Annotated in this window: 18 protein-coding genes; 9 read left to right on the top strand and 9 right to left on the bottom strand. The window is 64.8% G+C overall.

Translation table 11 applies throughout. From position 1 onward, the window contains the following. Positions 1-39: 39 nt before the first annotated feature. The 3 genes from BN1136_RS09505 to BN1136_RS09495 all read right to left on the bottom strand — a co-directional run bounded on the left by BN1136_RS09505 (position 40) and on the right by BN1136_RS09495 (position 3,306). On the bottom strand, positions 40-1,704 hold the full coding sequence (locus BN1136_RS09505; RefSeq protein ID WP_043761171.1) for an AMP-binding protein: 1,665 nt from the start codon (positions 1,702-1,704) through the stop codon (positions 40-42). Positions 1,705-1,803: 99 nt separating this feature from the next. Continuing rightward, the gene (locus tag BN1136_RS09500; RefSeq protein ID WP_043761173.1) at positions 1,804-2,082 is read right to left on the bottom strand and encodes a YfcL family protein; all 279 of its coding nucleotides are present in this window, start codon (positions 2,080-2,082) and stop codon (positions 1,804-1,806) included. Positions 2,083-2,190: 108 nt separating this feature from the next. Further along, entirely contained in the window at positions 2,191-3,306 is a 1,116-nt protein-coding gene (locus BN1136_RS09495; protein ID WP_043808425.1) for an ATP-NAD kinase family protein, read from the bottom strand. Positions 3,307-3,423: 117 nt separating this feature from the next. Here BN1136_RS09495 and BN1136_RS09490 point away from each other — a divergent pair, with 117 nt between their 5' ends. Beyond that, positions 3,424-4,146, top strand: a complete 723-nt coding sequence (locus tag BN1136_RS09490) for a TerC family protein (RefSeq protein ID WP_043761175.1) — start codon at positions 3,424-3,426, stop codon at positions 4,144-4,146. Between the two features lie 86 nt (positions 4,147-4,232). On the opposite strand, the gene aroG is transcribed toward BN1136_RS09490, so the two are convergent. The 5 genes from aroG to BN1136_RS09465 all read right to left on the bottom strand — a co-directional run bounded on the left by aroG (position 4,233) and on the right by BN1136_RS09465 (position 10,036). Further along, entirely contained in the window at positions 4,233-5,288 is a 1,056-nt protein-coding gene (aroG, locus tag BN1136_RS09485) for a 3-deoxy-7-phosphoheptulonate synthase AroG (RefSeq protein ID WP_043761177.1), read from the bottom strand. A gap of 198 nt (positions 5,289-5,486) precedes the next feature. After that, the gene (aroA, locus tag BN1136_RS09480; RefSeq protein ID WP_043761179.1) at positions 5,487-6,770 is read right to left on the bottom strand and encodes a 3-phosphoshikimate 1-carboxyvinyltransferase; all 1,284 of its coding nucleotides are present in this window, start codon (positions 6,768-6,770) and stop codon (positions 5,487-5,489) included. A gap of 170 nt (positions 6,771-6,940) precedes the next feature. Beyond that, positions 6,941-8,029 carry a 3-phosphoserine/phosphohydroxythreonine transaminase gene (serC, locus tag BN1136_RS09475; protein ID WP_043761181.1) on the bottom strand — a complete coding sequence of 363 codons (1,089 nt, stop codon included), beginning with the start codon at positions 8,027-8,029 and terminating at the stop codon, positions 6,941-6,943. Between the two features lie 224 nt (positions 8,030-8,253). Next, positions 8,254-9,183, bottom strand: coding sequence for an electron transfer flavoprotein subunit alpha/FixB family protein (locus BN1136_RS09470; RefSeq protein ID WP_043761184.1), 930 nt, complete (start codon positions 9,181-9,183; stop codon positions 8,254-8,256). A gap of 103 nt (positions 9,184-9,286) precedes the next feature. Then, positions 9,287-10,036, bottom strand: a complete 750-nt coding sequence (locus tag BN1136_RS09465) for an electron transfer flavoprotein subunit beta/FixA family protein (RefSeq protein ID WP_043761422.1) — start codon at positions 10,034-10,036, stop codon at positions 9,287-9,289. Positions 10,037-10,162: 126 nt separating this feature from the next. On the opposite strand from BN1136_RS09465, the gene BN1136_RS09460 reads away from it, so the two are divergent. The 3 genes from BN1136_RS09460 (at position 10,163) to BN1136_RS09450 (ending at position 13,852) form a co-directional block, all read left to right on the top strand. Continuing rightward, positions 10,163-11,806, top strand: coding sequence for an electron transfer flavoprotein-ubiquinone oxidoreductase (locus BN1136_RS09460; protein ID WP_043761187.1), 1,644 nt, complete (start codon positions 10,163-10,165; stop codon positions 11,804-11,806). A gap of 500 nt (positions 11,807-12,306) precedes the next feature. Beyond that, a complete protein-coding gene (gene corA, locus BN1136_RS09455; RefSeq protein ID WP_043761189.1) occupies positions 12,307-13,254 on the top strand; it encodes a magnesium/cobalt transporter CorA in 948 nt (315 codons plus the stop codon). A 136-nt stretch (positions 13,255-13,390) separates the two neighbouring features. Further along, positions 13,391-13,852, top strand: a complete 462-nt coding sequence (locus BN1136_RS09450) for a DUF2919 domain-containing protein (RefSeq protein WP_043761192.1) — start codon at positions 13,391-13,393, stop codon at positions 13,850-13,852. A gap of 3 nt (positions 13,853-13,855) precedes the next feature. Here BN1136_RS09450 and BN1136_RS09445 read toward each other — a convergent pair whose 3' ends face one another. After that, positions 13,856-14,608, bottom strand: coding sequence for a hypothetical protein (locus BN1136_RS09445; RefSeq protein ID WP_043761424.1), 753 nt, complete (start codon positions 14,606-14,608; stop codon positions 13,856-13,858). Positions 14,609-14,833: 225 nt separating this feature from the next. Between BN1136_RS09445 and BN1136_RS09440 the strand changes: the two genes are divergently transcribed. The 5 genes from BN1136_RS09440 to BN1136_RS09420 all read left to right on the top strand — a co-directional run bounded on the left by BN1136_RS09440 (position 14,834) and on the right by BN1136_RS09420 (position 21,145). Next, a complete protein-coding gene (locus BN1136_RS09440; RefSeq protein WP_043808419.1) occupies positions 14,834-16,069 on the top strand; it encodes an MFS transporter in 1,236 nt (411 codons plus the stop codon). 59 nt (positions 16,070-16,128) lie between these two features. Then, on the top strand, positions 16,129-18,102 hold the full coding sequence (locus BN1136_RS09435) for a siderophore amonabactin TonB-dependent receptor (protein WP_043761195.1): 1,974 nt from the start codon (positions 16,129-16,131) through the stop codon (positions 18,100-18,102). Between the two features lie 112 nt (positions 18,103-18,214). Continuing rightward, a complete protein-coding gene (locus BN1136_RS09430; protein ID WP_081843770.1) occupies positions 18,215-19,195 on the top strand; it encodes an amonabactin ABC transporter permease subunit 2 in 981 nt (326 codons plus the stop codon). A gap of 11 nt (positions 19,196-19,206) precedes the next feature. After that, positions 19,207-20,277: an amonabactin ABC transporter permease subunit 1 gene (locus BN1136_RS09425; RefSeq protein ID WP_043761197.1), complete on the top strand. Its 1,071-nt coding sequence runs from the start codon at positions 19,207-19,209 to the stop codon at positions 20,275-20,277. A gap of 43 nt (positions 20,278-20,320) precedes the next feature. Further along, positions 20,321-21,145, top strand: a complete 825-nt coding sequence (locus BN1136_RS09420) for an amonabactin ABC transporter ATP-binding protein (RefSeq protein WP_043761201.1) — start codon at positions 20,321-20,323, stop codon at positions 21,143-21,145. Positions 21,146-21,156 lie beyond the last annotated feature (11 nt).

The raw sequence follows: 21,156 nt of genomic DNA, 5'->3' as shown, positions 1-21,156 counted from the left end.
GGCTCCCCTTTTTCATCTGTCTTGCAACCCAGTCCCCTCTCAGGACTCCCACAGAATGCGTTGACTGCCGGACCAGCGCTCGCCGATGTCCGCGTACTTCTGCTCCAGCAGGTGGCGACGGATCTTCATGGTAGGGGTCAGCACACCGTTCTCGATGTTCCAGGGCGTCTTGACCACCAGGATGCCCCGCAGGCGGGCATGGGACTCCAGCTTGTCGTTGACCCGATTGAGGGCGCTCTCCAGCTGGGCATCCACCCTGGCCCTGTCCCCCTTCATGGCGCTCTCGGCGAGCTGCACCAGGGCGACCGGCTGCGGCATGCCGTAGCCGATGACGCACAGCTGCTCGATGATGGGCTCCTGCCCGAGCATCCCCTCGATGGGCACCGGGGCCACGTACTTGCCCTTGGCGGTCTTGAAGACGTCCTTCATGCGGCCGGTGATGGTGAGGTAGCCCTCCCTGTCCAGCTTGCCCATGTCGCCGGTATGGAGCCAGCCGTCGGCGTCGATGGCCTCGCGGCTGTGCTCGGGATCCTTGTAGTAGCCCACCATCATGCCCTCGCAGCGACAGAGGATCTCCCCCTCGTCGGAGATGCGGATGGTCACCCCGGGCCCCGCCTTGCCGACGGTGCCAATCTTGTCGGCCCTAAACGGGAAGTTCAGGGTGGAGAAGGCGTGGTTCTCGGTCATGCCCCAGGCCTCGGTGATCTCGAGGCCGATGCTGTGGTACCACTCCAGCAACGCCGGGGCCACGGGGGCCGAGCCGCAGCCCAGCACCCGCGCCTGATCCAGCCCCAGCCCCTGCTGCAGCTTGCGTTTGATGAGGCCGGAGACGAGGGGGATCTTGAGCAGCAGCGCCAGCTTCTTCTGGGGCAGCTTCTCGTGGATCTTGATGCGGAACATGGCCCAGAGCCGCGGCACCGAGATGAAGACGGTGGGCCGGCAGCGTTTGACGTCCTCGATGAAGGTGTCGAGAGACTCGGGGAAGGCAATGGTGGCGCCGCTGAACAGGCTGCCGCCGTAGATGTAGACCCGCTCCGTGATATGGGCGAGCGGCAGGTAGGAGAAACCGCGATCCTCCGCCGTGAGGGCAACCGCCTCCACCAGCTTCTCGCAAGACCAGGCGTAGCGCTCCACGCTCAGCATGGCCCCCTTGGGCTTGCCGGTGCTGCCGGAGGTGTAGACCAGGCTCAGCAGGGCATCCGGCGCCTGCACCGGGCTATCCGGAATGGGGTCGTATTGCGCCAGCAGATCGTCCCACTGGTGCGCCGCCGGCATGGTGTCATAGGGCAAGGCGATGCGCAGCAGATCGCCGGGCACCCCCGCCTCCTGGCTCTTCCAGTCGTCCAGCTTGCCCACGAAGATCGCCTTCGCCTCGCTGTGGCGCAGCACGTACTCTATGGTGTCGACGTTGGCGGTGGGATAGATGGGAACGCTCACGTAGCCCCCCATCTGCATCGCCAGATCGGCGATGAACCACTGGGCGCAGTTCTTGGAGAGCAGGGCTACCTTGTCGCCGGAGACCAGTCCCAGCGCACGCAGTGCCGCCACCATGCGCCGCGCCTCGTCGGCGACCTCACCCCAAGTGAAGTCGACGTATTCGCGGTGGATGGTCTGACGAAGATAGATCCGGTCGGGACACTGCCGCTCCCAGTGATAGAGCATCTCGAGCGGCAGTCTGGTGGCAATGCGTGAGGAGGAGGCCATGGTTTAATCCCTGAAACAAAAGGCGAGCCTCATTATTAACCTTTTGATAACACTCAGGGAAGCAGAATACTTAAACTTGTGTTTGAACTGCGAATGGGATCAAGCTTCCGCCTCTTGCTGCAGACGCTTCCACATCTCCTGCACCAGGGCCTCGTCCTGCTCCGAGAGCTCTCCCTGCAGGATGGCCTCGTTCAGGCTGCGCAGCACATAGCTCTTCACGTCCCGCACCAGGGTCTTGCCCTCCAGCTCGGCCCGGGCGACCGCCAGCGAGATATGGCCACGCAGATAGCCGCCCGCAAACAGTTCGTCTTCGCTGGCCGTGGCGACCATGGCGTCGATCAGTCCCAACAACTTGTGTTCAAAATCGTGAATCGTCATTTAACGCAGCCTCATTTCCGGGGTTGCCGGCAAAAAATTCGGGGGAGTGGAACCGCGATCCGGTTGATCGCGGCTCTCTGGCGCCAGGCCAGCCGCATCCTTGATGTCCTATTCCGGGTTGGCCACCGGGTAGATGACCTGGTCCTTGTATCCCGTGGTTATGCGCAGATAACCACTTAACGACCGGTTCAGTGCAGGATCGTCGGTATCCACCAGCAGTGGACGGCCTTCTAGTGCCGCCAGCTTGGTCTTGGTGGCGAGCACCTGGATATGCTCTCGCCCGACGGCCCGGATCACGTCTGGACTCAATTGCTGATTTCCGCGCCCGAACAGATGTCCCTGACCGCCGATCAGGGTGATGATCAGCCGGCAGCGACGGCCGCGGATCCGGGTCAGGATCTCGGCGGCGGACAGATCCTGCCCGATAAGCCGGCCATTTTCCACCAGATCCACACCGAGCAATGTATTTTCGAGACCGAGCTCCGCCATGCAGGCCGCCACCGTGCTCCCCGACCCCATCAGGTAGAGGGTATCGGGTTCCATCTGCTCCACCACGCCGGCGGCGAGATCCGCCAGCACCAGCTCCTCGGACTCCTTGCCCCCCTGCTTGACCGCCTGTACATAGCGCAGATCCCCGGGCACCAGGAGCTGGCCGTAATGGCGGGCACGGACCTTGCCTGCCCGAAACGCCTCTTCGTCGATGTCCATCACCTCCGCATCCACCAGGCTCAGGAGCTCGCCGGCGATCATCCTGGCCGCCACCCGGCCGCTCGCCGCCGGCGTCACCCCGTAGACCCCGGAGTGGATCTTGCACCCCGCCGGAATGCCGAGCACGTGGCAGGACTCCCCCACGGCGGCGCAGATGTCACGGGCTGTGCCGTCGCCGCCGGCAAAGAGCAGCAGATCCACCCCGGCATCGCGCAGGGCCAGGGCGGCGGCACGGGTGTCCTCGGCGCTCGTCTGCACTGCGGCGGGTTGATGAACGATGCGGTGGGGCAGCGCCAGCTCGGCGGCAAGGTCGGCCCCCATCTCCCCGGCCACCGTCAGCAGCTCGAACGGCGTGGTCAGCTCGCACAGGGGCGCCAGCGCCTGACGGGCCCGCTCCCGAGACCTGGCCACGGCCCCTCGTGCCAGCGCTTCGGCCACCCTGCCGTCGCTGCCCTTGAGACCGACGGCCCCGCCGATACCGGCGATGGGGTTGATGATAAGCCCTAATCGAAACATGTTGTCCTCCCGTTGACCGGTCGCCATTTTTATCTTTTCCCGCCACTGGGACAAGCCATGACCCCCTGCTAAAATGCGCGACTTCAACCTCAACCAATGTTCAACCAAGGTTCAATCATGCTGGAATGGATTGCGGACCCCTCCGCCTGGGTCGCGCTCGCCACCCTGACCCTGCTCGAGATCGTGCTGGGTATCGACAACATCATCTTCATCTCCATCCTGGTGGGGCGACTGCCGGAAGCACAACGCCAGAAGGCGCGCATCCTGGGACTCGGCCTCGCCATGGGTACCCGCATCCTGCTGCTGCTGTCGCTCGCCTGGGTGATGCGCCTCACCGAGCCGCTGTTCAGCGTGCTGGGGGAAGCCATCTCGGGACGGGACCTGATCCTGCTGGTGGGGGGCCTGTTCCTCATCGCCAAGAGTACCCACGAAATCCACCAGAGCCTGGAAGGGGCCGCCGATGAGCAGAGCACGGTGAGCAAGACCGCCGGCTTCCTGTCGACCCTGCTGCAGATCGCCATCCTCGACATCATCTTCAGCCTGGACTCCGTCATCACCGCGGTCGGCATGGCGGATCACGTGCCCGTCATGGTGCTGGCCATCGTCATCGCCGTGGGCGTCATGATGTTTGCCGCCAAGGCGATCGGCGATTTCGTCGACACCCACCCCACCATCAAGATGCTGGCCCTCTCCTTCCTCATTCTGGTCGGGGTTGCCCTCATGGCCGAGGGGCTGGATCTGCACATTCCGAAGGGTTACATCTACTTCGCCATGGCCTTCTCGCTGGTGGTGGAGATGATCAACATCCGCCTGCGTGGCCACCAGGAGCGGGCCAAGTAAGCCCCCTCTTCAAGAGCCAACAAAAAGCGCGACCCCGGGTCGCGCTTTTTTATTGTGTTCATTGCCTGGGCGCACCGCCCATAGGCTCAGAGTGCGTTGCGGGTGGCCACCGCATCGGCCAGGTTGCGCAGCAACACTTCGGTATCGGCCCAGCCGATGCAGGCATCGGTGATGCTCTGACCGAAGGTGAGTTCGCACCCGTCCACCAGATCCTGACGCCCTTCCACCAGGTGGCTCTCTACCATGACGCCGAACACCGCCTTGCTGCCGGCGCGCAGCTGACCGGCCACATCCTCGGCCACCAGCATCTGGTTCTTGAACTGCTTGCTGCTGTTGGCGTGGCTGAAGTCGATCATCACCTTCTGGGGCAGACCGGCCTTCTCCAGCCCCTTCACCACCTCACCCACGTGGGCGGCGCTGTAGTTCGGCTCGCGGCCGCCGCGCAGGATGATGTGACAATCCGGGTTGCCGGCGGTCGAGACGATGGCGGAGTGACCGTACTTGGTCACCGACAGGAAGTGGTGCGGTGCGCTGGCGGCGCCGATGGCATCGATGGCCACCTTGATGGTGCCATCGGTGCCGTTCTTGAAGCCCACCGGGCAGGAGAGACCGGAGGCCAGCTCGCGGTGTACCTGGGACTCGGTAGTGCGGGCGCCGATGGCCCCCCAGCTCATCAGATCCGCCACATATTGCGGGGTGATCATGTCGAGGAATTCGGAGGCGGTCGGCAGCCCCATGTCATTGAGATCCAGCAGGAGCTTGCGCCCCAGGCGCAGGCCGTCGTTGATCTGGCAGCTGTTGTCGAGGTAAGGGTCGTTGATGAGCCCCTTCCAGCCCACCGTGGTGCGCGGCTTCTCGAAGTAGACCCGCATCACTATCTCCAGCTGATCTTTCAGCTCGTCGCGCAGCACCTTGAGGCGCTTGCCGTATTCCAGGGCGGCAACCGGATCGTGGATGGAGCAGGGGCCGATCACCACCAGCAGGCGCTGATCCTCACCGGCCAGGATGTTGTGAATGGCCTGACGGGATTCAAACACGGTATTTGATGCGGTCTCGGTCGCCGGAAACTTCTCAAGCACCGCAACCGGGGGCAATAACTCTTTGATTTCACTGATACGTACGTCGTCGGTTTGATGCTGCATGACCAAGTTTCCTGCTAGATGACTGCGATGAAGAGATCCCAATCTAGCCCTCTGCCGGGACGGTGTAAATAGAAAATTACATCCTCATTAAAAGAATTTTGTTACGCGACCTTGCAAGTTTAAACAATGCTGCTAAGCGGTCGGAAGGAGGCAGGGAGCAGAAACGAAAAGGCCCGCACCAAGGCGGGCCCGACGGGCTTAAACGGCCTGGCTGATACTGGCCAGTTTGTCGAAGTAGTCCGGGAAGGTCTTGGAGGTACAACCCGGATCATTGATGGTGACCGGGGTGTCCGACAGCGCCACCAGGGAGAAGCACATGGCGATGCGGTGATCGTTGTAGGTGTCGATGGCCGCATGCTTGAGCTGCTCTGGCGGGGTGACGGTGATGAAGTCGTGCCCCTCCTCCACCTCCACACCCAGCTTGCGCAGCTCGGTCGCCATGGCGTGCAGGCGGTCGGTCTCCTTCACGCGCCAGTTGTAGATGTTGCGAATGGAGGTGGTCCCCTTGGCAAACAGCGCCGTGGTGGCGATGGTCATGGCCGCATCCGGGATGTGGTTCATGTCCATGTCGATGCCCTTGAGCGGCCCCTGCTCCGCCTCGATGAAGTCGTCACCCCAGGTGATGCGGGCGCCCATCTTCTCCAGCACGTCGGCGAAGTGGATGTCCCCCTGGATGCTGTGCTTGCCGATGCCGGTGACCCGCACCTTGCCCTTGATGGCCCCCGCCGCGAGGAAGTAGGAGGCGCTGGAGGCATCCCCTTCCACCAGGAAGTCGCCCGGGCTGACATAGGTCTGGTTGCCCTTGATGTAGAACACCTTGTAGTCGTCGTGCTCGATGACCACCCCGAACTGCTTCATGATGTGCAGGGTGATGTCGATGTAGGGCTTGGAGACCAGCTCACCCTTGATGTGGATGCGGGTGTCGCCGGCCGCCATGGGGGCTGCCATCAAAAACGCCGTCAGGAACTGGCTGGAGACGGAGCCGTCCACGTGCACGTCACCACCCCAGAGCCCCTTGGCATCCACCACCAGGGGCGGATAGCCGTCTTTCTTCAGATACTGGATATGGGCACCCGCTTCGCGCAGGGCATCCACCAGATGGCCGATGGGGCGCTCTTCCATGCGCGGCTCGCCGCCCAGGGTGTACTCGCCCGAGCCCAGGCAAAGGGCAGCGCAGAGGGGGCGCATGGCGGTGCCGGCGTTGCCGAGGAACAGGTTGACCGGCTCTTTCACCGCGAAGCTGCGACCCAGGCCGTGCACGGTGCACTCGGTCTTGTCGGCGGAGAGCTTGTACTTCACGCCGAGCTGGGTCAGCGCCGCCAGCATGTGGCGGATGTCATCGCTGTCGAGCAGGTTGGTCAGCCGGGTGGTGCCGCGCGCCAGGGCGGCCAGCAGCAGGGCCCGGTTAGAGACACTCTTGGAGCCAGGCAGATTGACTACCCCGGCCACGCTAGAAATGGGTTCCAAACGCAACGAATTCATAGACTTCCTGTACGATCTCAAGTAAATCACCTGACCGGACGTTAACAGCCCGCGCCCCGCACGGCAAGTTCGGCGGTGGCACAACTGCGGGACCCGGACGCCGGGGTCAGGATAGGCCTGAAAAACAGACGCCGGGGAGTCCCCGGCGTCTGGCAATGGGGAGACACGCCTCAACCGTGGCGTTTGGCAAACTCATCCATGAAGCTGACCAGGGCCTTGACCCCTTCCAGGGGCATGGCGTTGTAGAGGCTGGCACGCATGCCGCCGACGATGCGGTGCCCCTTGAGCGCCAGCAGGCCAGCCGCTTCCGACTCGGCCAGGAACAGCTTGTCCAGGGCCTCGTTCTTCAACTGGAACGGCACGTTCATGCGGGAGCGGCAGGCCGCGTCCACCTTGTTGCCATAGAAGCTGGACTGATCGAGGTAGCCGTAGAGGAAGTCGGCCTTCTCCTTGTTGCGCGCTTCCATGGCCGCCAGGCCCCCCTGCTCTTTCAGCCACTCGAACACCAGGCCGGCCAGATACCAGGCGTAGGTGGGCGGCGTGTTGAACATGGAGTCGTGCTTGGCGGTGAGCTGGTAGTCGAAGATCGACGGCACGTCGGCACGAGCCTGGTTCAGCAGGTCGTCGCGCACGATGGCGATGGCCAGGCCCGAGGGGCCGATGTTCTTCTGGGCGCCCGCATAGAGGATGCCGAAGCGGCTCACGTCGAGGGGACGGGAGAGGATGGTGGAGGAGAGATCCGCCACCAAAGGCACGTCGCCAGTGGCCGGGATGTCGAACATCTCGATGCCGTCGATGGTTTCGTTCGGGCAGTAGTGCACATAGGCCGCGTCGGCGCGAAACGCCGGGGTCGACAGCAGGTGGGAGACCCCCTGCTCGTTCTTGGCAACCCCTTGATAAGTCTGGATATCACCATATTTCTGCGCCTCATCCACAGCGCTCTGGGCCCAGACGCCGGTCACAAGGTAATCGGCCTTCTTGTTGGCGCCACCCAGCAGGTTCATGGGCACGGCGGAGAACTGGCCGCGGCCGCCACCGTGCATGAAGAGCACCTTGTAGTTGTCCGGCACCGCCAGCAGATCCCGCAGATCGGCTTCGGCCTTCTCGGCGACCGCCATATAGGGCTTGCCGCGGTGGGACAGCTCCATGACCGAGGCTCCCAGCCCCTGGAAATTACAAAATTCGCGCTGGGCGCGCTCCATGACTTCAACCGGCAACATGGCGGGGCCGGCGCAGAAGTTGTAAATCTGTTTGCTCATGACGCTTTCCGTGAGTGGATGAGTGTGATCGATGACTCGAACGTTTTTACACGACAGGCCCCCGTGGGGGCAAAGGCTTTTTGGGATCTGGCGCAAGCTTTTGCCCCGGTGCCACCGGGCACCATTCAGACAAAAGCCCTGAACGGGTCAGGGCTTGCAGAGAATATGCATGGAAACGGGGGCGAGACAGCACGGACGGCTTTCTTCGCCCCTTTGTAGCAAATTTACAGCTTGGCGGTGAGTTCAGGCAGCAGGGTGAAGAGATCCCCCACCAGGCCGTAGTCTGCCACCTGGAAGATGGGCGCCTCGGCGTCCTTGTTGATGGCGACGATCACCTTGGACTCCTTCATGCCCGCCAGATGCTGGATGGCGCCCGAGATGCCCACCGCGATGTAGAGCTCGGGTGCCACCACCTTGCCGGTCTGCCCCACCTGCAGATCGTTGGCCACGAAACCCGCATCCACCGCCGCCCGGGACGCGCCGACGGCGGCCCCCAGCTTATCGGCCAGGGCGTCAATCAGGGCAAACTGCTCCCTGGAACCGAGCGCCCGTCCGCCGGAGACCACCACCCGGGCCGCCGCGAGGTCGGGCCGTGCCGAGCGCACCGCACGCCGCTCGATGAGCCGGGTGCGACACGCCACCTCGCTCACCGGCAGCCGCTCTATCTGTGCCTGTGTGCTGCCGGACGCCGCCTTGGTGAAGGCGGTGGACCGCACGGTGAGCACCTTGATGGGGGCCGAGCTCGCCACCCGTGCAATGGCGTTGCCCGCATAGATGGGGCGCAGGAAGGTGTCTGGCCCCTCGATGCCGGTCACCTCGGCGATCATCTCCACCCCGAGCCTGGCCGCCACCCGTGGCAACAGATCCTTGCCCTGGCTGCTGGCCGCCATCAGGCAGTGCCGGTAGTCCTGCACCACGCTGACCAGCAGCTTGTCGACCCCGTCGTTCAACTCTTCCGCGAGCATGGGGTGTTCGGCCAGGAGCACCCGGCTCACCCCCTCGAGGGAGGCGGCCTGCTCCCCGGCCTCCGTCAGCCCCTGCCCCAGCAGCAAGACATGCACCTCGCCCCCCAGCAGACCCGCCGCCGTAACCAGCTGGGCCAAGTTGTCGGCGATCCGCCCCTGATGATGTTCCGCAATCACGAGTACGCTCATGGCAGCACCTTAATGTCATCCATTGATCCTGTCCCTCTCAGGGTCCTTGTTTCGCCCAAGGCGGCGTTCCCTGTGGAGAGCTTCCTCTTCCAGCCCGTGCCCATCAGATCACCCCGGCTTCGTGCTTGAGCTTGTCCAGCAGCTCGTCCACCGAGCCGACCTTGATGCCGGCCCGGCGCACCGGCGGGGCCATCACCCCGAGCAGCCGGGTCTGGCCGGCCGGCTCGACCCCGAGGGCCACAAACGGCTGGCTCTCCAGCGGCTTGCGTTTGGCCTTCATGATGTTGGGGAGCGAGGCAAAGCGCGGCTCGTTGAGGCGCAGGTCCACGGTCACCACGGCGGGCAGTGCCATGCCGAGGGTCTCGAGGCCGCCGTCTATCTCGCGAGTCACCTGCAACTCCCCCTCCACCAGCCTGACGGCGGAGGCGAAGGTGGCGAGGGGCCAGTCATTGAGGGCCGCGAGCATCTGCCCCACCTGGTTGTTGTCAGAATCGATGGACTGCTTGCCGAGCAGCACCAGATCGGGCTGCTCCTGCCCGCACACCGTTTGCAGGGCCCGGGCCACGGTGAGCGGAGTCAGGGTTTCGTCGGTGATATAGTGCAGCGCCCGATCCGCCCCCAGCGCCAGGGCGTGGCGCAGCTGCTCGGCCGCGGCCTCGGGGCCGAAGGTCACCACCACCAGCTCGCTCGCCACCCCGGCTTCCCGCAGCCTGACCCCCTCCTCCACCGCGATTTCACAAAACGGGTTGATGCCCATCTTCACGTTGGCGAGCTCCACATCGGAGCCATCGCCCTTGACCCGGATCCTGACGTTGTAATCAACGACCCGTTTGACTGCGACCAGCAGCTTCATGGCGGTCATCCCTCGTACCTGTTGTGTGGGTCCACTTTGTCACCACTCACTTTTCTGCTGACAAAATGGTTTACGTTTACGTAAACTACCAGCACTACCCTAGGCCAAGTCGAGCGCAGAGGCAAGATGGAACGCGAAGCAATGGAATTTGATGTCGTCATCGTCGGTGGCGGCCCGGCAGGCCTGAGCGCCGCCATCGCATTGAAGCAGCAGGCCCCGGCCCTCTCGGTCTGCCTGCTGGAGAAGGGGGCCGAGATCGGCGCCCACCTGCTCTCCGGCGCCCTGCTCGACCCCGTCGCCCTCAAGGAGCTGCTGCCGGACAGCTGGCAGGAGGCGCCCCTCGGCGTGCCAGTAACGGATGATCAGGTCCACCTGCTGCAAAGCGACAGCCGCGCCCTGCAACTGCCCCACTGGGCGGTGCCGCCGCGCATGCACAACGACGGCAGCCATATCATCAGTCTCGGCAACCTCTGTCGCTGGCTCGGCAAGCAGGCCGAGGCCCTCGGCGTCGAAATCTACCCGGGTTTCGCCGCGAGCGAGCTGATCGTGGAAGCGAACAGGATACGAGGGGTGGTGACCGGCGATCTTGGCCTCGACAAGGAGGGCAACCCCAAGCCGGATCACGTGCCCGGCATGGCGCTATATGGTCGCTACACCCTGTTTGCCGAGGGGGCCCGCGGCCACCTCGGCAAGCAGCTGATCGCCCGGTTCGACCTGGAGAGCGCCATCCAGCCCCAGCACTACGCCATCGGGTTCAAGGAGCTGTGGCAGGTGCCTGCCGGCCAGTCCCACCCCGGCCGGGTGCTGCACGGCAGCGGCTGGCCCCTGGGAGAGAATAGGGGCAACAAGAGCCAGGGAGGCTTCTATCTTTACCACCTGGCGGAGGATCAGGTGGCAGTCGGCCTCATCGTCGACCTCAACTATCAGAATCCCTGGCTCAGCCCCTTTGACGAGTTCCAGCGCCTCAAGCATCACCCCCTGATCGCCCAGACCCTGCAGGGGGGCGAGCGCATCAGCTACGGGGCCCGCGCCATCGCCAAGGGGGGCTGGCACTCCCTGCCGCGCATGCACTTCCCCGGCGGCCTGCTCATCGGCTGCGACGCCGGCACCCTGGATTTCTCCCGCATCAAGGGGATCCACACCGCCATGAAGTCCGGCATGCTGGCGGCGAGCACGGTCGCCATGGCATTGCGCGGCGGGGACGAGGGGGGACGGGATCTGGCCGAATTCAACGACGCGCTGCACCAGAGCTGGCTCGCGAGCGAGCTGAAGGCTGCCCGCAACTTCGGCGCCGCCCTGCACCGCTTCGGCCCCTGGCTCGGCGGTGCCTTCAACTGGCTGGAGCAGCGCCTCTTTGCCCGCACCTCCCCCTTCACCCTGAAGGATCGGGAGCCGGACTATCGCCAGCTGCGCATGGCAAGCCGCTGCGAGCCCATCGACTATCCCAAGCCGGACGGGCGGCTCAGCTTTGACAAGCTCTCTTCGGTCTATCTGGCCAACACCAGCCACGACGAGGATCAACCCTGCCACCTCACACTCCAGGACGCGCGCATTCCGGTCGAGGTCAACCTGCCCACCTGGGCCGAACCCGCCCAGCGCTACTGTCCGGCCGGGGTGTTCGAGATCCTGGATGGGGAGACGCGGCCAAGGCTGCAGATCAACGCCGCCAACTGCATTCACTGCAAGACCTGCGACATCAAGGATCCCAGCCAGAACATCGTCTGGAACCCGCCCCAGGGCGGCTCGGGCCCCAACTACCCCAATATGTAAAAGCACTGGGCCGGCCTGAGGCAGCAGGGGGTCGGCCCTGTCAAGCATGCGCAGCCCCGGAACATCGTCTGGACCCCACCCCAGGGAGGCTCCGGCCCCAACTACCCCAATATGTAATGGTACGAATGCGGGCACGGAGACGTGCCCACCATATCGAGGAGGCATGGCACCGGGCTGGCGCCCGGCTCCGTCGCAGGGTTGGGACCCAACCACGCCGCAGGCTGATGGTGGCGGCCAGGGAAGTGGAGAAAAGCGAGGGAAAGATCCGCGCTTTCGGGGCCGGATCCGCTGCTCCGACCTCGCCGTTTTTTTGAGCAAACAGGCTGAACCCCCGATGAATAGGCCCTGACAAGCGAGGCCCGCCCCTGTATAGTTCGCCGCATTCAGGTTGTCCATCGGCCTCGTTATGCTATTTCATGGGATCGCTTTCCGTGCGATCTAAGGCCGCATGAACCTGTGCAACCATCCCTGATTACCCATGACTTCTTAAGGGGGGACAGATGATCACCGCCTACATTCTCAACAACAAGGTGCTGGACATAGTCACGCTCGGGCCGGACGACATCGTCCCCGACAACACCGTCTGGCTGGACGCCTACAAGCCGGATACAGCGGAGCGAGAATGGTTGACGGGCCTGTTCCTGGAAGAGGTCCCCGACAAGGAAGAGCTGGATGACATCGAGGCGTCCGCCCGTTTCTACTGGGACACCGACGGTCTGCACATTCACTCCCTGTTCCCCCAGCGCATCGGCCGCGACACCAAGGGTGTCCACGTCTCCTTTACCCTGCGCAACAACCTGCTGATCAGCATCCGCGAGGATGACATCGGTCTGGTGCGCCTGCTGCGCCACTACATGCGCCAGGACAGGCTGGAAGTCGAAGATGCCCTGGACATCCTGCTGGAGGTGCAGAATCTCAAGGTCGAATACCTCTCCGACCTTATCGAGGATGGGTACAAGACGCTGGAAAACACCGCCGATCAGATCTTCGAGCCGGACCAGATCAACCCCATGCTCAAGGAGTTGATGGCCCAGGAAGAGGCCAACGGCCAGATCCGCCTCTCCCTGCACGATACCCGCCGCGCCCTGCGTTTCCTCAAACGCAGCCTGCGCCAGCGCATGACGAGCGAGCAGAACAAGTGGATCGACGAGATGCTGCACGACGTGGAGTCCCTGCTGCCCCACACCCAGTTCCTGTTCGACAAGATCAACTTCCAGCTGGAGGCCTCCATGGGGGTAACCAACCTGGAGCAGAACAAGGTGATCAAGATCTTCTCGGTAGCCGCCGTCATCTTCCTGCCGCCGACCCTTATCGCCAGCATCTACGGCATGAACTTCGGCCGCATGCCGGAGCTCGCCTGGGAGTACGGCTACCCTCTCTCCCTGGTGCTGATGGTGATGTCCTCCCTCGGTACCGGCCTCTTCTTCAAGCGCAGGGGCTGGCTGTAACGACCGCAACAGATATCCGGATTGGGGGGCTAGGCCCCCCGATTAATTCCCCTCTCTCCCCACGCCTTGCAAAGGGCCCGCTCCCGCCCCATATCCTTCCCAACACTTGCACCACCCAGGCGAAGACCGGGCAATCATGACCCTCTATCCCGAACACCGCTACGACGATCACGGCCAGCTGCGCCCGCCGATCTGGTTCTGGCCCATCGCCCTGCTGCTGACCCGCTCGGTCTGGCTCTTCCTGATGGCCGGTGTCACTCGCGAGAGCGGCAGCGCCATCCTGACCCTCTTCTACCCGGACAGGATCACCCTCTACCTCAGCCTGCTGACCGACGTGCCCGCCATGCTGGCCCTGCTCGCCTGCGGTGGCACCTATCGCCAGACCCGAAGCCCGCGCGCCTGGCTCAGACGCCACAGCCGCGCCCTGCTGCTCTGCTCCACCGCGAGCGGCCTGGTGATGCAGCTGCACAGCCTCAACGTGCAGCAGTGGTCATTCAGCTGGCCCACCGCCCTGGTGCTCATCGCCAGCCTCTGGGCACTCTGGTACCTGCTAAGAAGCCGCCAGCTGCGTGACTACGCCGTGGACCAACCCCATTGAGGTTTACTGGCGCGTGACCCGGATCTGCAGGGTCTGGCGCTCGCTGTCACGGCTCACCCCGATGCCTGATGGATTGGAGAGCCCAGCTTCCTGACTTCCTCCGGTGGTGGAAAGCTCCCCCACCGTCAACCACTGGCCCGGCGCCCCGCTCACCTCGGTGGCGCTCTGGCCGGTGCGTATGTTGCCCCGCTCCAGCCTCGCCTGCTCGCTGCTGAGCGCCACCTGCACCCTGTCTCCTATCAGGGTGGCGGTGGCGTAGAGACCGCTCACCAGCGGCATCATGCCTACCACCCGCCCCCCCTGCCACTGGTAGAAGGTGACCGGCCGATAAGAGCCCATCTGCAACAGCACGGGCCGCCCCGAGAGACCGCGCACCCGCCAGTTGTCCTGCTGGGTGCGCTGGTAATCCCGGGCCCCTCCCTCTATCAGCCACTGACGTTTGCGATTGTCGTTGCCAATGCCTATCCCCGCCTGCCCGCTGCTGGAGGCACCGTCAACCCGCCATTCGATCAGCAGGCTCTGGGGGGGCTGGTTGAGCTGGTTCAGGATCGCTTCCGCCTCCTGCAACTGGGCCGCGCTGCCGCTCAGCACCAGCTGGTTGCCCATGGCGCTCACCCCCAGATCCGGATACAGCTCCTTCAGGGTCTGCACCATGGCCTCGGCCTCGAAGACAGGCACCACCTTCACCTCGGCCCGCAGGGGCAGTGCCCAGAGCCCGCAGCAGCACAGCACCCAGCACCCTCGCCAGACTCTCATCATCACCTCTCCCTCTTCGTCGTGATCGTTGCACCTTGCCATCATGGGCCATGACACCGCGAATGCAATGAGCGGTTCGAGTGCCCCCTTCTTTGGGCCCTGAAGCAGCCCCGTGCGAAAGACTCATTGAGGAACCACTCAATACAAATAAAAATGGTTATCATTTGTTGTCACATCAAAAACCCTCGGATACAATTCGGACTCATTTTTTCGAGTCAGCCTCTGATGAAGCCAGAATCCGTCGTCTCCACCCCTGCAGCCATCCATCTGGCGCTGCTGATCAACATGCTCTCCATGGGCAGCATGATGATGGTGATGCCCCTTGGGCCGGATCTGGTGACGAGCCTGGGGATGCTGCCGGAGCAGACCGGAGACTTCAGCGGCGGCGCCACCCTGGCCGCCGCCCTGATGGGGCTCATCGCCGCCCCCTGGCTCGATCGCGTCAATCGCAAACCCGCCCTGCTGGCGCTGCTCACCCTGCGCTTCGTGCTCTTGATGGCCTGCGCCTGGGCAGAGGAGAGCCAGACCCTGCTGGTGCTCTTCATCCTGTCAGGCTGCGTGGCCGGGCCGCTCTCCGCCATCCTGATGGCGGCGGTGCTGGATCTGGTGCCCCCAAGCGAGCGCGGACGCCGCCTCGCCTACGTGGGCATGGCGTTCTCCCTGGCCGCCATCCTGGTGGTGCCCGTCGCCCTGACCCTGGCCCAGTGGCTCGGCTGGCAGAGCCCCTTCCTGCTATTCGGTGCCTGCGGCCTGCTGCTGGCCCTGCTCTGCGCCATCTGGCTGCCGTCCCTGCCGGTCAACCGCGCCCCCCATGGCCAGGGGCTGCGCCAGCTGCTGGGTTCACCGCTCTGCCAGGGCGCCCTCGCAATCCTCTGCTTGCAGATGTTCGGCCACTTCCTGCTGATCCCGCATTTTGCGAACTATTTCCAGTTCAACCTCGCCTTCCCCCGCGAGCAGATCGCAGCCCTCTATCTGTGCGGCGGCCTCGCCAGCATGGGGACCATGCGCCTGTGCGGCGGCTGGATTGATAGCGGCCGGGCCCAGGGGGCCATCCTGATCACCAGCCTGCTGCTGGCCCTGGTCACCCTGCTTGGCTTCGCCCTGCCGGCGGGCCTGCCCGTCTACCTGCTGTTCACCCTTTTCATGGCGCTGAGCTCGGCCCGCGCCAGCACCACCCTCGCGATCACGGCGGCCATTCCGGCCCCCCACCAGCGCGCCGCCTTCATGTCCTTCCAGGGCACGGTCACCAATGTGGCTGCCGGGGTTGGCAGCCTGCTCTCCGCCCGATACCTGGTGTCGGACGAGCGCGGCGCCCTCCACGGCTTCGCCACCCTGGCCTGGATCAACATCGCCTGCGGCCTGCTGGCCTGCGCCGGTGTCTGGCTCCTCATCCGCGGCCTGAAGAGCACAAGAGATAACAACAATCCTGCCTCTGGCACTGCCAGACAAGGAAGTCAGTGAGCACCCGGGCCCACCTTGCCCAACCCCGTAACCTCGGTTTTATTCATGGAGTTTTGACAATGCAGTTGCAGCATGGCGTATTTCGCTTGAACCCGATCCTGCTCTCCCTCGGCCTGCTGGCCGTCCCGGGCCTGGCCCAGGCAGAATCGGTCAAGGCCAACGAGACCATGGTGGTCACCGCCACCCAGACCAAGCACACCGAGTTCTCCGCCCCGGCCAGCGTCTCCGTGGTGACCCGCGCCGATCTGGACAAGATGAACGTCAACAACATCGGCGATGCCCTCAAGCACGTGCCGGGCGTCAACATCATTGCCACCAACCCCACGGGTCGCAACGAGATCAAGATCCGTGGCATGGGGGGCGACTACACCCTGCTGCTGGTCAACGGCAAGCGGGTCAACGCCCGCGAGACCCTGGGCAGCTCCTTTGGCAACGACTTCGATCTCAGCTCCATCCCCATGGCTGCCATCGAGCGCATCGAGGTGATCCGCGGTCCCGTCTCCTCCCTGTACGGGGCCGATGCCCTGGGTGGCGTGGTCAACGTGATCCTGCGCCAGGCCAGGGAGAAGACCGAGGCGGCCGTCGGCTACACCCACACCATGCCCACCAAGGGGGATGGCGGTAACGCCAACCAGGGCAGCGCCTTCGTCTCCGGCGCCCTCATCGACAACAAGCTGCTGGGCAGCGTGGTGGTGGAAGGCTATCAACGCGACCGCTGGAAGAGCGAACAGTCCAACAACCCGGATGCCGACGCCCTGGAAAAACGGGAAGTGGTCAACGTGCTCTCCAGCCTGAAGTGGCTGGTGGCCGACAACCAGGACATCGATTTCGATCTGGGTTACAACCAGAACGACATGGACAGCTACTTCAACAACGTGCCCCGCGCCGCGACCGCACCGGCCACTCCCCACAACGTGCAGAAGCTGGATCGCCTGAGCCTGGGGGTCACCCACAACGGCCGCTGGGAGCACTTCGACAGCCGGGCCCGCTACTACTTCGAGCAGACCGACCTGATGGACGACTCCCAGCTCAACGGTGGCGCCGCCGACATCACCCAGACCAACCACACCGTGGATGGCCAGGTCAGCGGCTACCTCGGGGATCACCTGCTCACCTCAGGCGCAGAGCTGCGCAAGACCGAGCTGGAGCACAGCCGCAACATCACGAGCGGCAGCGTGGATGCGAGCCAGAGTGCCCTCTACCTGCAGGACGAGTTCGGCTTCGGCGATCTGGCCCTGACCCTCTCCGGTCGCCTCGACCACCACGAGACCTACGGCAACGAGTTCAGCCCGCGCGCCTATGCCCTCTACACCCTGACCGACGAGTGGGTGCTCAAGGGTGGCGTCGGCAAGGCGTTCAAGGCGCCGACCCTGGCCCAGTCCAGCGAAGGTTTCGCCACCACCGCCTGCCGCGGCGCCTGCAAGGTGATCGGCAACCCGGAGCTGAAGCCGGAAACCGCCGTCAGCTACGAGCTCGGCACCGCCTACGAGGCCGATCGCTTCGGGGCCGGGGTGACCGGCTTCCACAACGACATCGAGGATCTGATCCAGAGCGATCAGTGGGGCCCGGGCTACCGTCCGAGCGTGATGACCTACCTCAACGTCAAGAAGGCCCGTATCAAGGGGCTGGAGCTGACCGGCTGGGTCGACGTGCTGGACAACGTGCAGCTGACCGGCAACCTGACCCTGCTGGACTCCGAGGACAAGAGCACAGGCGACGATCTGGCCAAGACCCCGGATCACACCGGCAACATCGGCCTGGACTGGCAGGCGAGCGACCTGGTCAGCGCCAACCTGGCCTGGCAGTACGTGGGCAGCCAGGTGATCAAGGTGCCGGCCCGCAACGCCCAGGCGTTCACCTCCAAGCACTACCAGACCCTGGACGTGAACACCAAGTGGACCGTCACCCCGGCCCTGGACTTCAAGCTCGGCATCACCAACCTCACCAATACCCAGCGTGACGAGGTGGCCACCGACGCCGACTTCATCCTGGAAGGTCGTACCGTCTACGCCGGGGTCGATTACAAGCTGTAATCCCCCCGCTGCGGGAGCTCCGGCAACGGGGCTCCCTTTTTGCGTTTCTGCTTCCCCGAATTCAAGGAGTCATTGAGTGCTCGGATACCAAGCTCGGCTGTTCTGGCTCGGCATGCTGCTTCTCCTCCTGCTGATTTGTCTGTCACTGGCCACCGGGGCCGGTGTCTATGGTGGCCGCGAGGTCGCCGGTTTCCTGCTGGGCGACCCCGCCTTCGTGGCCGACGAGAAACTCGCCATGATAGTGCATACCCTGCGACTGCCGCGTACCCTGGCAGCCCTGGTGGTGGGGGTCTGCCTCGCGCTCGCCGCCTCCATGCTGCAGAGCGCCACCCGCAACCCCCTGGCCGAGCCCGGCCTGCTCGGGGTCAACGCCGGCGCCGTCTTCGCCCTGGTCATCGGCCTCACCTGGTTCGGGGTCGAGTCCGCCTATGGCTACCTGCTCTGGTCCGGCATGGGGGCCCTGCTCGGCAACCTCATCGTGCTCGGCCTCGGCCTCATGGTGGGGCGCTCCAACCCCCTCAAGCTCATCCTGGTGGGGGTCGCCCTCTCCGCCACCTTCGGCGGCCTCTCCAACTTCCTGCTGCTCTCGAACCGGGTGGTGCTGGAGCAGTTCCGCTTCTGGAACCTGGGGTCGCTGGCTGCCTCTAGCCTGGATTCGGTGCTGACCGTGGTGCCCTTCGCGCTGGCCGCCCTGCTGCTGACCCTGGCGCTGTGCCGTCAGCTCACCCTGATGCAAATGGGGGACAACCAGGCCCAGGCGCTCGGCATCCGGCCGACCCGGGTGCGCATCGGCGTGCTGCTGGCCGCCACCCTGTTCACCGCCTGCGCCATCGCCATCGCCGGCCCCATCGGCTTCGTCGGCTTCCTCGCCGCCTACTGCGCCCGCCTGGTGGAGCCGGTGCGCCTCGCCATCCAGGTGCGCTTCTCCGCCCTGTTCGGGGTGCTCTTCCTGCTCGGTGCCGACATCCTGGCCCGCTGGCTGATCCAGCCGTTCGAGCTGCCCAACGGCGTCATTCTGGCGCTCATCGGCGCCCCCGTGCTCATCCTGGTGGTGCGCAGCGGCGGCTTCCGCTCCCTGCTGGCCGTCAAATAAGGTGATCTCCCATGCATGACTCCCAGATCCGTGCCCCCCATCATGACGCCTCCCCCAGCGGCACCCTCTGCCTGCGCCTCGGTCGCCACAGCCTGCTGCTGGAGCGCCGCGCCTGGTGGCTCACACTCGGGCTCATGGTCGCCCTCACCCTGCTCTCCCTGCTGGCCCTCACCCTGGGCTCGGGCAAGCTCACCATGGCCGGGGTGATCCAGACCCTGCTCGGGGAGGGGAGCCGCCTCGACCAGGTGACCGTGTTCAAGATCCGCTTGCCGCGCATCGTCGCCGTGCTGGTGGCGGGGGCCGCCATGGGCCTCTCCGGCTGCCTGGTGCAGACCCTGGTGCGAAACCGCCTCGCCACCCCGGACATGATCGGGGTCAACGAGGGGGCATCCCTTGCCATCATCGTCTTCTCCCTCTACTTGACTCTGGGCACCTGGCCCTGGTGGGCCGCCCCCTTCGGCGCCCTGTTTGCCGCCGTCGTGCTCTACGCCCTGTGCAACAAGCCGGGGGAGCAGGGCTACCTGTTCGTGGTGATCGGCATCGGCGTCTCGGAGCTGATGAACGCCGTCGGCCAGTTCGTCATGTCCACCCAGTCCCTGGTGCACCTCACCAGCCTCTACCTGTGGAACATGGGCAACTTCGTCGGCCAGGGCTACAACACTGTGCTGCCGGTGGGGATCCTGATCCTGCTGGTCTGCCCCTGGATCCTCTCTCTCTCCCGCGCCCTCGGGGTGCTGCGCCTCGGCCCCGTCACCGCCAGGACCCTCGGGGTCAATGTGAACCGGGTACAGCTCGGGGTGCTGGCCCAGGCCATCGTCGTGGCGGCCCTCGGCACCGCCATCGGCGGCCCCGTGGTCTTCATCGCCATGGCCGCCCCCATCCTCGCCTCCTGGCTCAGCCGGGATCGCATCGTGCCGCTCTGGATTGCGGCCCTGTGCGGCGCCCTGATGCTGCTCGCCAGCGACACCCTGGTGCGGGTGCTGGCCAGCCCCCACGAGGTGGCCACCGGCATCATGACCCGCATTCTCGGTGGCCTGCTGCTGCTCTTCATCCTGGTCAAAGACCGCCAGAAGGCCGACTGACCATGCCATTTTTCCTTTTTCATCACAGACCGAGGGCCGCCTGATGACGCTCACCGTGAATCGCCTCCATTTCGGCTACCAGCACAAGACCATCTTCGAGGAGATCTCCTTCTCCCTCCCCCGGGGCAAGCTGGTGGGGATCGTCGGTCCCAACGGGGGCGGCAAGTCCACCCTGCTCAAACTGCTGGCGGGCCAGGAGCAGCCCCAGTCCGGGGAGATCCTGCTCAAGGGCAAGCCCCTGTCGAGCTACGGCATGAAGGCCCTGGCCCGGGAGCTCGCCTACCTGCCCCAGCGCCCCCTGGTCCCCCCCGGCATCCGGGTCGAGCAGCTGGTGCAGTACGGTCGCCACCCCCACCAGGGCTGGTTCAATCAGTGGAGCGACGAGGATGCCCACATGGTGCGCTGGGCCCGGGAGCGGATGCAGCTCGATGCCATCTGGCACCAGAGCGCCAGTTCGCTGTCCGGCGGCCAGGCCCAGCGGGTCTGGCTCGCCATGGTGCTGGCCCAGGACGCGGACATCATCTTGCTGGATGAACCCACCAGCGCGCTCGACATAGGCCACCAGACCGAGGTGATGGAGGCCATCCACCGGGTCGCCGCCGAAGGCAAGACGGTGCTCATCGTCATCCACGATCTCGCCACCGCCGCCCGCTACTGCGACGAGCTGATCGCGCTGGGAGATGGCGGCATCCAGGCCATGGGCCCGGCCCGGGAGGTGGTGACCAAGCCGTTGATTGATCGCCTCTACCAGACCGACGTGGACATACTGCACGCCCCCGGCGACGGGGCCCCGGTCATCGTGCCCCGCCGGCGCCATGGCCAAGAGGTGCACCTGGCGCACACCGGGGCGGACAGGCAACGGGCCTGAGACAGACAGTA

It is taken from the genome of Aeromonas taiwanensis, from assembly GCF_000820165.1.
Lineage (GTDB): Bacteria > Pseudomonadota > Gammaproteobacteria > Enterobacterales > Aeromonadaceae > Aeromonas > Aeromonas taiwanensis.
Note: the sequence above shows the minus strand (reverse complement) of the source record. Positions and strands in the feature narration are given on the sequence as shown.

Bases quoted from the DNA above. Each gene is read 5' to 3' on its own strand.
- BN1136_RS09505 (WP_043761171.1), bottom strand. From the start codon at position 1,704: ATGGCCTCCTCCTCACGCATTGCCACCAGACTGCCGCTCGAGATGCTC.
- BN1136_RS09500 (WP_043761173.1), bottom strand. From the start codon at position 2,082: ATGACGATTCACGATTTTGAACACAAGTTGTTGGGACTGATCGACGCC.
- BN1136_RS09495 (WP_043808425.1), bottom strand. From the start codon at position 3,306: ATGTTTCGATTAGGGCTTATCATCAACCCCATCGCCGGTATCGGCGGG.
- BN1136_RS09490 (WP_043761175.1), top strand. From the start codon at position 3,424: ATGCTGGAATGGATTGCGGACCCCTCCGCCTGGGTCGCGCTCGCCACC.
- aroG (WP_043761177.1), bottom strand. From the start codon at position 5,288: ATGCAGCATCAAACCGACGACGTACGTATCAGTGAAATCAAAGAGTTA.
- aroA (WP_043761179.1), bottom strand. From the start codon at position 6,770: ATGAATTCGTTGCGTTTGGAACCCATTTCTAGCGTGGCCGGGGTAGTC.
- serC (WP_043761181.1), bottom strand. From the start codon at position 8,029: ATGAGCAAACAGATTTACAACTTCTGCGCCGGCCCCGCCATGTTGCCG.
- BN1136_RS09470 (WP_043761184.1), bottom strand. From the start codon at position 9,183: ATGAGCGTACTCGTGATTGCGGAACATCATCAGGGGCGGATCGCCGAC.
- BN1136_RS09465 (WP_043761422.1), bottom strand. From the start codon at position 10,036: ATGAAGCTGCTGGTCGCAGTCAAACGGGTCGTTGATTACAACGTCAGG.
- BN1136_RS09460 (WP_043761187.1), top strand. From the start codon at position 10,163: ATGGAACGCGAAGCAATGGAATTTGATGTCGTCATCGTCGGTGGCGGC.
- corA (WP_043761189.1), top strand. From the start codon at position 12,307: ATGATCACCGCCTACATTCTCAACAACAAGGTGCTGGACATAGTCACG.
- BN1136_RS09450 (WP_043761192.1), top strand. From the start codon at position 13,391: ATGACCCTCTATCCCGAACACCGCTACGACGATCACGGCCAGCTGCGC.
- BN1136_RS09445 (WP_043761424.1), bottom strand. From the start codon at position 14,608: ATGAGAGTCTGGCGAGGGTGCTGGGTGCTGTGCTGCTGCGGGCTCTGG.
- BN1136_RS09440 (WP_043808419.1), top strand. From the start codon at position 14,834: ATGAAGCCAGAATCCGTCGTCTCCACCCCTGCAGCCATCCATCTGGCG.
- BN1136_RS09435 (WP_043761195.1), top strand. From the start codon at position 16,129: ATGCAGTTGCAGCATGGCGTATTTCGCTTGAACCCGATCCTGCTCTCC.
- BN1136_RS09430 (WP_081843770.1), top strand. From the start codon at position 18,215: ATGCTGCTTCTCCTCCTGCTGATTTGTCTGTCACTGGCCACCGGGGCC.
- BN1136_RS09425 (WP_043761197.1), top strand. From the start codon at position 19,207: ATGCATGACTCCCAGATCCGTGCCCCCCATCATGACGCCTCCCCCAGC.
- BN1136_RS09420 (WP_043761201.1), top strand. From the start codon at position 20,321: ATGACGCTCACCGTGAATCGCCTCCATTTCGGCTACCAGCACAAGACC.